The organism is Crossiella sp. SN42, from assembly GCF_023897065.1.
Lineage (GTDB): Bacteria > Actinomycetota > Actinomycetes > Mycobacteriales > Pseudonocardiaceae > Crossiella.
On the sequence record NZ_JAMHIV010000009.1, the window covers coordinates 1 to 13,988 of the forward strand.

The window sequence follows — 13,988 nt, forward strand, 5'->3', positions numbered from 1 at the left end:
CGCCCCCCGCCAAGTACCCTCGGAACCGCGTCAACCGGCAGTGATGACCATGTCGGATACGGCCTTTTGAGAAAGACAGAATCGATCCAACTCACAGTTTGGGCGGCAGACTTGTGACTCTGCGTAGATGCACGCGCGGGGCATCTCGTTACACTTCCGTCCGTGGGGTGGTCTACCTGACCCCAAGGGAGAACTTCCCTGTCGCGTAAAGTAGTCAATACCGGCCGACCCTATGGGGAGTTGAACAAAGATGACCGTTGACGGTGTCATGCTCGGCATTCCGGCGATGCCTCCGCCTGTGCTGACCGAGCGCCGCAAGACCCGTCAGCTTCAGGTGGGCAAGGTGGGCGTGGGCAGTGACCACCCCGTGTCCATCCAGTCCATGACCACCACGCTGACCTCCGACGTCAACTCGACCCTGCAGCAGATCGCCGAGCTGACCGCGGCGGGCTGTGACATCGTCCGGGTCGCCTGCCCCAGCCAGGACGACGCTGAGGCGCTGCCCGCGATCGCGAAGAAGTCCGGCATTCCGGTGATCGCGGATATCCATTTCCAGCCCAAGTACGTTTTCGCCGCGATTGACGCCGGGTGCGCCGCGGTCCGGGTGAATCCGGGCAACATCAAGAAGTTCGACGACAAGGTCGGCGAGATCGCCAAGGCGGCAAAGGACGCCGGGATCCCGATCCGGATCGGGGTCAACGCCGGTTCGCTGGACCCCCGCCTGCTGGCCAAGTACGGCAAGGCCACCCCCGAGGCGCTGGTGGAGTCCGCGCTCTGGGAGGCCTCGCTGTTCGCCGAGCACGACTACCACGACATCAAGATCTCGGTGAAGCACAACGACCCCGTGGTCATGGTGCGCGCCTACGAGCTGCTGGCCGAGCAGTGCGACTACCCGCTGCACCTGGGTGTCACCGAGGCCGGTCCGGCGTTCCAGGGCACCATCAAGTCCGCGGTGGCCTTCGGCGCGCTGCTCTCCCGGGGCATCGGCGACACGATCCGGGTCTCGCTGTCGGCGCCGCCGGTGGAGGAGATCAAGGTCGGTACCCAGATCCTGCAGTCGCTGAACCTGCGCCCGCGCAAGCTGGAGATCGTCTCCTGCCCGTCCTGCGGCCGCGCCCAGGTCGATGTCTACACCCTGGCCGAGCAGGTCACCGCCGGTCTGGAGGGCATGGAGGTGCCGCTGCGGGTGGCGGTCATGGGCTGTGTCGTCAACGGTCCCGGCGAGGCCCGCGAGGCCGACCTGGGTGTCGCTTCCGGTAACGGCAAGGGGCAGATCTTCGTCAAGGGCAAGGTCATCAAGACCGTGCCGGAGTCGCAGATCGTGGAGACCCTGATCGAGGAGGCCATGCGCATCGCCGAGGAGATGGAGCCCGTCGAGGGCGCCTCTCCCGTGGTGACCGCCGCCGGCTGAGCAAGCCCCAACGTTAGTCCGTCATCCCCCGGTGAACTCTTCGTGAACCGGGGGATGACGACCATTGGGTGACCCAGTGCCCTCGGCCGGGTGTGTTTGGCAGACTTGCAGGGTGCTGAAGCTTGCCGGGGCTCGGCTGCTCGAGGAACGGGATCTGCGGGCGGTTCGAGCCGCCCTTGACGCCGACCCCGTGGCAGCCTGCATGGTCGCCTCCCGTGTCGAGATCGCCGGCTGCGACCCCTGGCGGCTGGGCGGGGAGATGTGGGGGTTCGGCAGCAGGCTGGACGGCCTCTGCTTCTCCGGCGCGAACCTGGTCCCGCTCTCCGGCGGGTTACCCGCGGTCAAGGCCTTCGCCGACCGCGCGCTGCGCCGCCGCCGCGGCTGTTCCTCCCTGGTCGGCCCGGCCGAGCAGGTGATGCCGCTGTGGGAGGAGCTCACCCCGGAGTGGGGCCCGGCCCGTGAGGTGCGCGAGGACCAGCCGCTGATGGCGATGGCCGGTGAACCGGTGGTCGCGCCCGACCCGCTGGTCCGCCCGGTCCGGCCGGACGAGCTGGACCAGTACCTGCCCGCCGCGGTGGCCATGTTCATCGAAGAGGTCGGCATCGACCCCAGGGCCGACGACGGCGGCGCGAGCTACCGGGCCAGGGTCGCCGAACTGGTCGCGGGCGGCCGGGCCTTCGCCCGGTTCGAGCAGGGTGAAGTGGTGTTCAAGGCCGAGATCGGCGCGCTGTCCGCGCGGGTCGGCCAGATCCAGGGCGTCTGGGTGCACCCGGACCGGCGGGGCCAGGGACTCGGCACCGCGGGTACCGCGGCGGTGGCCGACCGGCTGGTCCGCGGCCTCGGCCGGATCGCCAGCCTGTACGTCAACGCCTACAACACCCCGGCCCGCGCGGCCTACCAGCGGATCGGGTTCCAGCAGGTGGGGCAGTTCAGCACGGTCCTGTTCTGACACAACTGTGTTGGAACGAGAAGACAATCGTCCCGGCCGGGCTCCGAGTCGGGGCCCATCCGTACTCGACCCGGCCGGGACGACTACCTGAGCTGGTGGTCCCACCAACCCCCAGGCGGCAGGAACACCGGCATTCAAGCTATGCCCTGTGCGGAGCGTGGTCGTCGCACTCCCAACCGACTTTTGGCACCAACTCGGGTGGTAGCCCGGGAACGGTCTGCAACTTTTGCGGTATGCCCGATGCCATGCGCAGGTACGGGACGGGGTGCGCCGGAGGGCACTAACGTTGGTCCGTGCGCCTGATCAGATCGGCGATGCGCTGGGCACTGGCGCTGCAACCGCAGGTCGCCGACACGGTCGTGGCCGCGGTGGTCACCTGCGTTGCCCTGCTGTTGGTCCACCGCGATCCGCCGTTCGGCATCGGTCAGCCGACCGAGCTGGTCGTCGCGCTGGTGTTCCTGTCGGTGATGCCCAACGCCTTCCGCAGGCTGGCGCCGATCCTGGTGTTCCTGGTGGCCAGCGCGGCCTACGCGGCCTACCTGCTGTGCGGCTACCCCGACGTGATCACCCCCTTCGGCGCCTGGATCGCGCTGTACACGGTGGCCGCGCACTGCCAGACCAGGGTGTCGGTGCCGGTGATCCTGGCCGTGGTCCCCGCGCTGCTGACGCTGATGGTGCTCACCGGCGGGTCCTGGGTGAGCCTGGTGCAGTGGATCATGCACGGCTCGGTGGCCTGGCTGCTCGGCGCGAGCAGGCACAGCCTCACCCAGCGCAACCACCAGCTCGCCGAGCTGGCCCTGGAGCTGCACGCCGACCGGGAACGCCTGGCCCAGCGCGCGGTCACCGAGGAGCGGGTGCGCATCGCCCGCGAACTGCACGACGTGGTCGCCCACCACATGTCGGTGATCTCGGTGCAGGCCGGGCTGGCCCGCTACGTCTTCGACACCGACCGGGCCACCGCGAGCAACGCGCTGGCCACCATCGCCGACACCAGCCGCGAGGCACTGGACGAGATGCGCAGGGTGCTGGCCCTGCTCCGGCTGCCGGCCGAGGACGACGAGCCGGAGCCGGAGTTCGACCCGCAGCCCGGCCTGGACCGGGTCGAGGAGCTGCTGAACCGGGTGCGCGCGGCCGGGGTGCCTGCCGAGCTGGTGGTCACCGGCACGCGCCGCCCGTTGCCGCCCGGCCCTGACCTGTGCGCCTACCGGGTGGTGCAGGAGTCGCTGACCAACGTGCTCAAGCACGCCCTGCCCGCCTCGGCCACGGTGTACCTGCACTACCGGCCGCGCGAGCTGACCGTGCGGGTGGTCGACGACGGCCAGCAGCCCGCCTCGGCCGGAACCGGTCCGGTCTCCGGCCACGGCCTTGCCGGAATGCGGGAACGCGCCAGGCTCTACGACGGTAGCCTCACCGCTGGCGCGCACGCGCACGGCGGGTTCGCGGTGGAGCTGCGACTGCCGCTCGCACCGCCGCTGGAGCAGCCGGGGAGGAATGCGAGCCGATGACCAGCGTCCTCGTCGTGGACGACCAGGTGCTGGTGCGGGCCGGCTTCGTCGCCCTGATCACCGCCGCGCCGGGGCTGGAGGTCGTCGGCGAGGCCGCCAACGGCCAGGAGGCGATCGACCTGGCCGCCCGCACCCGGCCGGACGTGGTGCTGATGGACCTGCGCATGCCCGAGGTCAGCGGGGTGGCCGCCACCGAGCAGATCCTGGCCGGTCCGCCGGAGCCGCGGCCGAAGGTGCTGGTGCTGACCACCTTCGACCTGGACGAGTACGTCTACGCCGCGCTGCGCGCCGGGGCCTCCGGGTTCCTGCTCAAGGACACCCCGCCGGAGCGGCTGCTGGCCGCCATCCACACCATTGCGGGCGGTGACCTGCTGTTCTCGCCCAACATCACCCGCAAGCTGGTCGAGTCCTACGCCAACCGCGGCACCCAGACCTGGGCGCCGATCCCGGAGCTGTCCGCGCTGACCAGCCGCGAGGTGGAGGTGCTGCGCCTGGTCGGCCGCGGCCTGACCAATGCCGGCATCGCTGACGAGCTGGCGGTCAGCGAGGCCACCGTCAAGACCCACCTCAACCGCGCGATGGCCAAGCTCAACCTGTCCAGCCGGGCCCAGGCGGTGGTGGTCGCCTACGAAACCGGCCTGGTCATCCCTGGTCAATCCCGCACCGCCGGTCGCTGACAACCGGAACCCAGCCTGCCCTTCATCCCCTGTTGACACCCTCGCGCGGCATACTGGCCGCCGTGTCCGCTCACCGAGTTGTCAGCGCCACCGCCCTGCTTGTCATCGTGCTCCCGGTCGCGGGCTGCGGTCTGTTCGGCAGCGAGCCCAAACCCGAGGACGCGGCGCGGACCTTCCTCTCCGCCTTCGCCAACGGGGACACCGCCACCGCGGCCAACAGCACCGACGAGGCGAAACCGGCCAAGGACCTGCTGGACAAGACCCGCGCCGCGCTGAAGCCGACCGCGGTCAGCGCCACCCTGGACCAGACCGAGGTCTCCTCGGCCGACTCCACCACCGCGAGCAGCGGCTACACCGTCAAGTGGGACCTCGGCGGCGGCCGGAACTGGAGCTACCAGGGCAAGCTGGAGCTGCGCCGGGCGGAGAAGACCTGGCGGGTGCACTTCTCGCCCAGCGTGATCCACCCGAAGCTGCAACCGCAGCAGACCATCGCGCTGCGCGAGCAGCAGCCGCAGCCCGCGCCCATCCTGGACCGGGACGGCAGCCCGCTGCTCAACCCGGAGAAGGTGGTCGCGGTGCTGCTGGACCGCAAGGCCGCCGGTGACCTGCCCAAGGTGGCAGGCGCGCTGGCCGGCGCGGTGTCCCGCTTCGACAAGTCGATCACCCAGCAGAGCGTCACCGACGGCGCGAGCAAGGTGCCGGAGGGCCAGGCCTACCCGGTGGTCACCCTGCGCGACGCGGACTACCAGCAGGTCAAGGGCGAGATCTACGACCTGCCCGGGGTGCGCTTCAGCAGCCAGACCCGGCTGCTGCCGCCCGCGGGCAAGGAGTTCGCCGCCCAGGTGCTGCCCACCGTGCGCAAGGCGGTGGAGGACCAGATCGCCGGCACCGCGGGCTGGCGGGTGGTCACCCTCAACGCTGGTGGCACCGAGGTGGAGACCCTGCACGAGCAGCAAGCCCAGCCGGCCAAGGCGGTCACCCTGACCATGAGCCGGGGCGTGCAGGCCGCCGCCGAGGACGCGCTGGAGCCGGTCAAGAACGCGGCCATGCTGGTCGCCTTCCAGCCCTCCACCGGCGACCTGCTCGCGGTGGCGCAGAACGCCGAGGCGGACAAGGGCGGCCCGCTCGCGCTGACCGGCAACTACCCGCCGGGCTCCACGTTCAAGGTGGTCACCGCGGCCGCCGTGCTGCAAGCGGGCACGGCCACCCCGGACACCGTGCTGCCCTGCCCCGGCACCTGGACCATCCAGGGCCGCAAGATCCCCAACAACGACGAGTTCGACCTGGGCAACGTGCCACTGCACCAGGCCTTCGCCGCCTCCTGCAACACCACCTTCGCCGAGCTGGCCACCAAGCTGCCCGCCGACTCGCTGACCAGCGCGGCCAAGCAGTTCGGCGTCGGCGTGGACTTCGAGCTGGCCGGGGTGCGCACCCTGACCGGCAAGGTCCCGCCTGCCGAGCCGGTGGTGGAGCGCGCCGAGGACGGCTTCGGCCAGGGCAAGGTGGTGACCACCCCGTTCGGCATGGCCCTGGTCGCGGCCACCGCGGCCCGCGGCTCGATGCCCACCCCGAACCTGCTGCGCGGCGCCGAGACCAAGGTGGTCGGCGCGGTGGCGCCCCCGCCGCCGGGCATCGCCGAGCAGCTCCGGCCGATGATGCGCGAGGTGGTCACCAGCGGCACCGCCAAGAAGCTGAACCGGCTCGGCGAGGTGCACGGCAAGACCGGCACCGCCCAGTTCGGCGACGGCACCCACTCGCACGGCTGGTTCATCGGCTTCCGCGGCGACGTGGCCTTCGCGGTGCTGATCGTGGACTCCGGAACGTCCGGACCTGCGGTGGACGCGGCGGGACGGTTCCTGGGCGCGCTCTAGAGACCCTTCTCCGGCCGGTCCGATCCACTCCTCCGTCCGGGCGTCGTAGGGTGGACCCCATGCCCGTCCGCGCCCCACTCAAGCCCGGCCAGCAGTCGCCGCGGCGACCCGTGCCCGCACACATCGAGCGTCCCGAGTACGTGGACAAGCCGGCGCCCAAGCGCAACACCGATCCGTGGGTGCAGCCGCCGGAGATCATCGAGGCCATGCGGGTGGCCGGCAGGCTCGCCGCCCAGGCGCTGGCCGAGGCGGGCAAGGTGTGCGTGCCGGGGGCGACCACCGACGAGGTGGACGCGGTGGTGCACGAGTTCCTCTGCGACAACGGGGCCTACCCGTCCACGCTGGGCTACCGGAACTACCCGAAGTCCTGCTGCACCTCGCTCAACGAGGTCATCTGCCACGGCATCCCGGACAGCACGGTGATCGAGGACGGCGACATCGTCAACGTCGACGTCACCGCGTTCATCGGCGGCGTGCACGGCGACACCAACGCCACCTTCCTGGCCGGGCACGTCTCCGAGGAGGCGCGGCTGCTGGTGGAGCGGACCAGGGAGGCCACCGCCAGGGCGATCAAGGCGGTCAAGCCCGGCCGTCAGATCAACGTGATCGGCCGGGTCATCGAGGCCTACGCCAAGCGGTTCGGCTACGGCGTGGTGCGCGACTTCACCGGGCACGGCATCGGCCGGTCCTTCCACAGCGGCCTGGTCGTGCTGCACTACGACGAGCCGAGCATGGACACCGTGCTGGAGCCCGGCATGACCTTCACCATCGAGCCGATGATCACCCTGGGCACCATCGACTACGACATGTGGGCCGACGGCTGGACGGTGACCACCAAGGACAAGAAGTTCACCGCCCAGTTCGAGCACACCGTGCTGGTCACCACCGACGGCGCCGAGATCCTGACCCTGCCGTGAGCGGGGGCCTGCTCATCGCGGGCACCACCTCCGACGCGGGCAAGAGCGTGCTGGTCGCCGGGCTGTGCCGCTGGCTGGCCCGGCGCGGGGTGCGGGTGGCGCCGTTCAAGGCGCAGAACATGTCCAACAACTCGGTGGTCACCCTCGACGGCGGCGAGATCGGCCGGGCGCAGGCGGTGCAGGCCGCCGCGGCCGGGCTGGACCCCTCGGTCCGGTTCAACCCGGTGCTGCTCAAGCCGGGCAGCGACCGCAGCTCGCAGGTGGTGCTGCTGGGCAAGGTGGTCGGCGAGGTCAGCGCGCTGTCCTACCGCGCCCGCAAGGAGGAGCTGTTCGCCACCGTGCTGGCCACCCTGGACGGCCTGCGCGCGGAGTACGAGGCGGTGGTCTGCGAGGGCGCGGGCTCGCCGACCGAGATCAACCTGCGGGCCAACGACATCGCCAACATGGGCCTGGCCCGCGCGGCGAACCTGCCGGTGCTGGTGGTCGGCGACATCGACCGCGGCGGCGTGTTCGCCCACCTGTTCGGCACCCTGGCCCTGCTCGACCCGGCGGACCAGGCGCTGGTCAGCGGCTTTGTCATCAACAAGTTCCGGGGCGATGCCACGCTGCTGGAACCGGGCCTGCGCCAGCTGCGCGCGCTGACCGGCCGCCCGGTGCACGGCGTGCTGCCCTGGCGCGAGGAGCTGTGGCTGGACGCCGAGGACTCGCTCTCCTACGCCGCCGACGGGGTGGTGGGCCGTCCCGCGCCGCCGGTGGGGGAGCAGTGGCTGCGGGTCGTGGTGCCCCGGCTGCCCCGGATCTCCAACGCCACCGACGTGGAGGCGCTGGCCGGTGAGCCCGGCGTCTCGGTCCGCTTCGTCACCGAGCCCTCGCGGCTGGCCGACGCCGACCTGGTGCTGATCCCCGGCTCCAAGTCCACCGTCGCCGACCTGGCCTGGCTGCGCCGCACCGGCCTGGCCGAGGCCATCCACCGGCACGCCCGCGCCGGCCTGCCGGTCACCGGGATCTGCGGCGGCTACCAGATGCTGGCCAGGACCCTGCGGGACGAGGTCGAGTCCAAGGCGGGCACCGTGGCCGGCCTGGCGCTGCTGGACCTGGACATCGACTTCCACCCGGTGAAGACCCTGGCCCGCCCCACCGGCAGCGCGCTGTCGCACCCGGTGCACGGCTACGAGATCCACCACGGCCACCCGTCCCGCCGCGCGGGCACCCTGCCCCCGCTGATCACCCTGCCGGATGGCGCGGGCGAGGGCGTGCTGCACGAGTCGATCGCGGGCACGCACTGGCACGGCCTGTTCGAGAACGACGAGTTTCGCCGGGACTTCCTGCGCTGGGCGGCCACCCGCGCGGGCCGTACCGGCTTCACCCCGGCCCCGGACACCGACTTCGCCGCCGCCCGCGCCGCGCAGCTGGACCTGCTGGGCGACCTGGTCGCCGACCACCTGGACACCGACGCCGTGCAGCGGCTGCTGGAGCGGGGCGCGCCGAAGGGACTGCCGGACCTCCTGCCCGGCGCACCCCCACTGGTCAGCTAGCGCCGCCGCCCAGCCGCTCGTGCAGGAACGCCACCACGTCATCCCGGGCCGTCATCGCCGAGTTCCCCTCCCGGACCTCCCTGGTCAGCACCGAGTGCGCGTTCCACTGGTACCCCTCCGCGTTCCCCCGGCCCGAGTCCAGCTCCACCACCCGGAACGCCTCGCCCAACCGCTCGGTCAGCGTCCGGAACCGCTCACCGGGCGACAGCACGTCCCGGCTGAACCGCAGCCCCATCAGGCACAGCCCTGACTCCACCGTGCGCGCCGCGATCCGGGACAGCTCCGCCGCCGACATCCCCGGATCCGCCTTCCGCCGCGCGCCCAGCGGCAGTGGCAGCGAGGGCTGGCTGGCCACCGGGGCCAGCACCACGTCGTCCACCGCCGCGGCCAGCGCGAAACCGCCGGTGAAGCACATGCCGATCACGCCGACGCCGGGGCCGGGGGTGCGCGCGGCCAGGTCCCTGGCCACCGCGCGCAGGTAGTCGGTGAACGGGCGCTTGGCGTTCAGGGCGAACGCCCGGAACTCCGCGGACACGCACGCCTTGGCCATCACGGGCAGGGCGGTGAGCGGGTTCTCCGGTGCGCCGGGAGTGCCGAAGGCGGAGATCACCAGCACGGTGAAGCCGTTGTCCACCAGGTGGTCGCAGAAGCCGAGCACCGAGGGCGTCATGCCGGGGATCTCCGGCAGCACCACCACACCGGGGCCGCTGCCCTTCTCGTAGCAGTCGTAGGTGGATCCGGCCGCGGTGAACGGCGACCGCCGCCACCCGCTCAGCTCGGACGTGGGCGCCTGCTGGCTCATGAATCCGGTTGTACACCAGCGCTGCTCCATTCGCGTGGTGCTGTTTCGGGCCAGCGCCAATGCCGGCCGAGCCGTTGACGCGGCCGTAGCGGGTCTGTAACTCTTGCCTCCCGTTACGCAAAAAACTGACATCACAGTGGTAATTACGCACAGAGTCCCGTTATTTCCTGCGCAACGTCGCGCATGACCTCCTCCCTGGCTGCCCTGCCTCGGGGACGAGAAACAGAGGACCGCCATGAGAGTGCAGCGCTCACTGTTCCGACCCATCGCCCTGTTAGCCGCGTTTTCCCTGCTCAGCATGGGTGGCCCCGTCGTGGCCACCGCCGCCCCCGCACCGGATGTGGCGATCCGGCAACCGGTGGCGGCCAGCAGCGCCGACGCCGCGCACACCGCCCGCGCCCTCACCGACGGCGACCAGGGCACCTACTGGCAGAGCGCGGGCGACGCGCTCCCGCAGTGGGCCCAGGTCGACCTCGGCGGCGAGCAGACCATCGACCAGGTCACGCTGAAACTGCCCCCGCGGTGGGCGAAACGCGCCCAGACGTTCGCCGTTCAGGGCAGCAGAGACGGGATCGGCTTCGACACGCTGGTCACCTCCCGCACGCACACCTTCGACCCGGCCACCGGCAACACGGTCACCCTCGACCTGCCCGCGACCACCACCCGCCACCTGCGGATCGAGATCAGCGCCAACTCCGGCGACCGGGCCGCGCAGCTGGCCGAGCTCCAGGTCCGCCGGGCCACCCCGTCCACCGTGGACCTGGCCGCGGCGGCCGCCTTCACCGCGAGCAGCCAGCACCAGGACCACGGCGCGGCCAACGTCGGCGACGGGAACCAGGGCAGCTACTGGGAAAGCGCGAACAACGCCTTCCCGCAGTGGCTCCAGGCCGACCTCGGCGCCTCGGTCGCGGTCAACCGGCTGGTGCTCAAGCTGCCACCGAACTGGGAGCCGCGCGGCCAGACCCTCACCGTGCGCGGCAGCGACAACGGCAGCACCTTCACCGACCTGTTGGCCGCCGCGGCGCACACCTTCAGCCCGCAGGCGCAGAACACGGTGACGCTCACCCTCAACGCCGCGGCCACCACCCGGCACCTCCGGCTGGAGTTCAGCGCGAACACCGGCTGGCCCGCGGCCCAGCTGGCCGAGTTCGAGATCTACGGCCCGACCACCGGCGACACCCAGGCGCCCACCGCGCCCGGCGAGCTGGCCTACACCCAGCCCGGCGTGGACCAGATCCGGCTGACCTGGACCGCGGCCACCGACAACGTCGGCGTCACCGGCTACGACATCTACGCCGGCAACACCCTGCGCAGCCGGGTGGCCGGGAACGTGCTCAGCTACACCGACACCCAGCCGGTGCACGCGACCGTCAGCTACCACGTGCGGGCGCGCGACGCCGCGGGCAACGCCTCGCCCAACAGCAACACGGTCACCCGCACCGGCCTGGACAGCGGCACGAACCTGGCCCAGGGCAAGCCGATCACCGCCTCCTCGCACGTGCACAACTTCGTCGCGGCCAACGCCAACGACAACAACGCGCAGACCTACTGGGAGGGCGGCGCGGGCTACCCGAACACGCTCACCGTGTCCCTGGGCGCCAACGCCGACGTCAGCTCGGTGGTGCTCAAGCTCGACCCCAGCACCGCGTGGGGCCGCCGCACCCAGACCCTGGAGGTGCTCGGCCGAGACCAGGGCGGCGGCGCGTTCAACCAGCTGGCCGCATCCGCCCAGCACGTCTTCGACCCGGCCACCGGCAACACGGTGACCATCGCCGCCAAGGGCAGGGCCGCTGACCTCCAGCTCCGCTTCACCGGCAACACCGGCGCGCCCGCCGGGCAGGTCGCCGAGTTCCAGGTGCTCGGCACCCCCGCGCCCAACCCGAACCTGACCGTCACCGGCAGCTCCTGGACCCCGGCCACCCCGGTGGAGACCGACCCGGTGCGGCTGAACGCGACCGTGCGCAACACCGGCAGCGCCGCCTCGGGCGCCACCAGCGTCAACTTCTACCTGGGGGACAACAAGGTCGGCGCCGCCGCGGTCGGCGGCCTGGCCGCGGGAGCCAGCACCACCGTCACCGCCGACATCGGCCCGAGGGAGGCGGGCAGCTACCCGCTGACCGCCAAGGTCGACGAGGACAACGCGGTCGTCGAGCAGAATGAGACCGACAACAGCCACACCAACGCCGGCCAGCTCACGGTGAACCCGGTGTCCAGCTCGGACCTGGTGGCCGCCTCGGTCAGCTGGACCCCGAACAACCCCACCCCAGGGGCCGCGGTCGAGTTCTCGGTGGCCATCCGCAACCAGGGCAGCATCGCCTCGGCCGCGGGCGCGCACGGCATCACGCTGAACGTCCTGGACGGCAACGGAACCGTGGTCCGCACCCTCACCGGCGCGCACCACGGGGTCATCGCCGCCGGTGCCACCACCGCCCCGGTGAACCTGGGCAGCTGGCCGTCCGCGGCGGGCAGGCACTCGGTCCAGGTGGTGCTGGCCGAGGACGCCAACGAGCTGCCGGTCAAGCGCGCCAACAACACCAGCACCCAGGCCCTGTTCGTGGGCAGGGGCGCGAACATGCCCTACGAGATGTACGAGGCCGAGGACGCGGTCACCGGCGGCGGCGCGCAGGTCATCGGCCCGAACCGGACCATCGGCGACCTCGCCGGTGAGGCCTCCGGCCGCCGCGCGGTCACCCTGAACAGCACCGGCAGCTTCGTGGAGTTCACCACCAGGGCCGAGACCAACACCCTGGTCACCCGCTTTTCCATCCCGGACGCCACCGGTGGCGGCGGCCTCGACGCCACGCTCAACGTCTACGTCAACGGCCAGCCGCACAAGCCGATCACGCTGACCTCCAGGTACGCCTGGCTCTACGGCGCCGAGGCCAGCCCGGAGAACTCACCCGGCGCGGGCGGCCCCCGGCACATCTACGACGAGGCGAACCTGATGTTCGGCAGCACCATCCCCAAGGGCAGCAAGATCAAGCTGCAGAAGGACAGCGGCAACACCAGCAGCTACGCGATCGACTTCATCAACACCGAGCAGGTCGCGCCGATGGCCAGCCCCGACCCGGCCAAGTACGCCGTGCCCAGCGGCTTTGGCCACCAGGACGTGCAGAACGCGCTGGACAAGGTCCGGATGGACACCAGCGGCACCCTCATCGGGGTGTACCTGCCCGCCGGTGACTACCAGACCAGCAGCAAGTTCCAGGTCTACGGCAAGGCGGTCAAGATCACCGGAGCCGGGCCCTGGTTCACCAGGTTCCACGCGCCGGCCGGCCAGGCCAACACCGACGTCGGCTTCCGGGCCGAGGGCAGCGCGAGCGGGTCCTCCTTCGCCAACTTCGCCTACTTCGGCAACTACACCTCGCGGATCGACGGTCCCGGCAAGGTGTTCGACTTCCAGAACGTCAGCGACATCGTCATCGACAACATCTGGAACGAGCACATGGTGTGCCTGTACTGGGGCGCGAACACCGACCGGATCACCATCAAGAACTCCCGGATCCGCAACATGTTCGCCGACGCGATCAACATGACCAACGGCAGCACCGACAACCACGTGGTCAACAACGACTCGCGGGCCAGCGGTGACGACAGCTTCGCGCTGTTCTCCGCGATCGACGCCGGTGGCGCGGACATCAAGAACAACGTCTACGAGAACCTGACCTCCACGCTGACCTGGCGGGCGGCCGGGGTCGCGGTCTACGGCGGCTACGACAACACCTTCCGCAACATCTACATCGCCGACACCCTGGTCTACTCCGGCATCACCATCTCCTCGCTGGACTTCGGCTACCCGATGAACGGCTTCGGGCCGGGGCCGACGAAGTTCGAGAACATCTCCATCGTCCGGGCGGGCGGCCACTTCTGGGGCGCTCAAACGTTCCCGGGCATCTGGGTGTTCTCCGCCTCCAAGGTCTTCCGCAACATCCGGGTGTCCGATGTGGACATCATCGACCCGACCTACAGCGGCATCATGTTCCAGACCAAGTACCGCAGTCCCGGCCGGCCGGAGAACCCGATCACCGACACGGTGTTCACCAACGTCTCCATCTCCGGCGCCCGCAAGAGCGGTGACGCCTTCGACGCCAAGTCCGGCTTCGGCCTCTGGGCCAACGAGCTGCCGGAACCCGGTCAGGGCCCCGCGGTCGGCTCGGTCACCTTCACCAACCTCAAGCTCTCCGGCAACCACACCGACATCCGCAACACCACCTCCACCTTCACCATCAACCGCAACTGACGGGCCACTGACGAACGGGCGCGGCCGTGTCCTCCCCGGCCGCGCCCGTTCCCGCTCCGGGCTGACTCCCAGCGGGTTCCC

9 protein-coding genes are annotated in these 13,988 nt (G+C 70.8%); 8 read left to right on the plus strand and 1 reads right to left on the minus strand.

The window, feature by feature from the left end; genetic code table 11:
• Positions 1-250: 250 nt before the first annotated feature.
• The 7 genes from ispG (at position 251) to M8C13_RS12415 (ending at position 8,865) form a co-directional block, all read left to right on the plus strand.
• Positions 251-1,411 (plus strand): flavodoxin-dependent (E)-4-hydroxy-3-methylbut-2-enyl-diphosphate synthase, encoded by a 1,161-nt coding sequence (ispG, locus tag M8C13_RS12385; RefSeq protein WP_252480682.1) that lies wholly within the window; start codon positions 251-253, stop codon positions 1,409-1,411.
• A 112-nt stretch (positions 1,412-1,523) separates the two neighbouring features.
• Positions 1,524-2,360 carry a GNAT family N-acetyltransferase gene (locus M8C13_RS12390; protein ID WP_252480683.1) on the plus strand — a complete coding sequence of 279 codons (837 nt, stop codon included), beginning with the start codon at positions 1,524-1,526 and terminating at the stop codon, positions 2,358-2,360.
• A gap of 293 nt (positions 2,361-2,653) precedes the next feature.
• Entirely contained in the window at positions 2,654-3,865 is a 1,212-nt protein-coding gene (locus M8C13_RS12395; RefSeq protein WP_252480684.1) for a sensor histidine kinase, read from the plus strand.
• Positions 3,862-4,542 carry a response regulator transcription factor gene (locus M8C13_RS12400; protein ID WP_252480685.1) on the plus strand — a complete coding sequence of 227 codons (681 nt, stop codon included), beginning with the start codon at positions 3,862-3,864 and terminating at the stop codon, positions 4,540-4,542. The genes M8C13_RS12395 and M8C13_RS12400 overlap by 4 nt, the downstream gene beginning before the upstream one ends.
• 62 nt (positions 4,543-4,604) lie before the next feature.
• Entirely contained in the window at positions 4,605-6,413 is a 1,809-nt protein-coding gene (locus tag M8C13_RS12405; RefSeq protein ID WP_252480686.1) for a penicillin-binding transpeptidase domain-containing protein, read from the plus strand.
• Between the two features lie 59 nt (positions 6,414-6,472).
• On the plus strand, positions 6,473-7,330 hold the full coding sequence (gene map, locus M8C13_RS12410) for a type I methionyl aminopeptidase (protein ID WP_252480687.1): 858 nt from the start codon (positions 6,473-6,475) through the stop codon (positions 7,328-7,330).
• Positions 7,327-8,865 carry a cobyric acid synthase gene (locus M8C13_RS12415; RefSeq protein WP_252480688.1) on the plus strand — a complete coding sequence of 513 codons (1,539 nt, stop codon included), beginning with the start codon at positions 7,327-7,329 and terminating at the stop codon, positions 8,863-8,865. The genes map and M8C13_RS12415 overlap by 4 nt, the downstream gene beginning before the upstream one ends.
• Here M8C13_RS12415 and M8C13_RS12420 read toward each other — a convergent pair.
• Positions 8,858-9,667, minus strand: coding sequence for a dienelactone hydrolase family protein (locus tag M8C13_RS12420; protein ID WP_252480689.1), 810 nt, complete (start codon positions 9,665-9,667; stop codon positions 8,858-8,860). The genes M8C13_RS12415 and M8C13_RS12420 overlap by 8 nt on opposite strands.
• A gap of 298 nt (positions 9,668-9,965) precedes the next feature.
• Between M8C13_RS12420 and M8C13_RS12425 the strand changes: the two genes are divergently transcribed.
• Positions 9,966-13,907, plus strand: a complete 3,942-nt coding sequence (locus M8C13_RS12425; protein ID WP_252480690.1) for a discoidin domain-containing protein — start codon at positions 9,966-9,968, stop codon at positions 13,905-13,907.
• The last annotated feature ends 81 nt before the right edge of the window (positions 13,908-13,988 follow it).

What these genes read in the sequence shown, in the direction of transcription:
- ispG (WP_252480682.1), top strand. Translation starts at nt 251, where the DNA reads ATGACCGTTGACGGTGTCATGCTCGGCATTCCGGCGATGCCTCCGCCT.
- M8C13_RS12400 (WP_252480685.1), top strand. Translation starts at nt 3,862, where the DNA reads ATGACCAGCGTCCTCGTCGTGGACGACCAGGTGCTGGTGCGGGCCGGC.
- map (WP_252480687.1), top strand. Translation starts at nt 6,473, where the DNA reads ATGCCCGTCCGCGCCCCACTCAAGCCCGGCCAGCAGTCGCCGCGGCGA.
- M8C13_RS12420 (WP_252480689.1), bottom strand. Translation starts at nt 9,667, where the DNA reads ATGAGCCAGCAGGCGCCCACGTCCGAGCTGAGCGGGTGGCGGCGGTCG.
- M8C13_RS12425 (WP_252480690.1), top strand. Translation starts at nt 9,966, where the DNA reads ATGGGTGGCCCCGTCGTGGCCACCGCCGCCCCCGCACCGGATGTGGCG.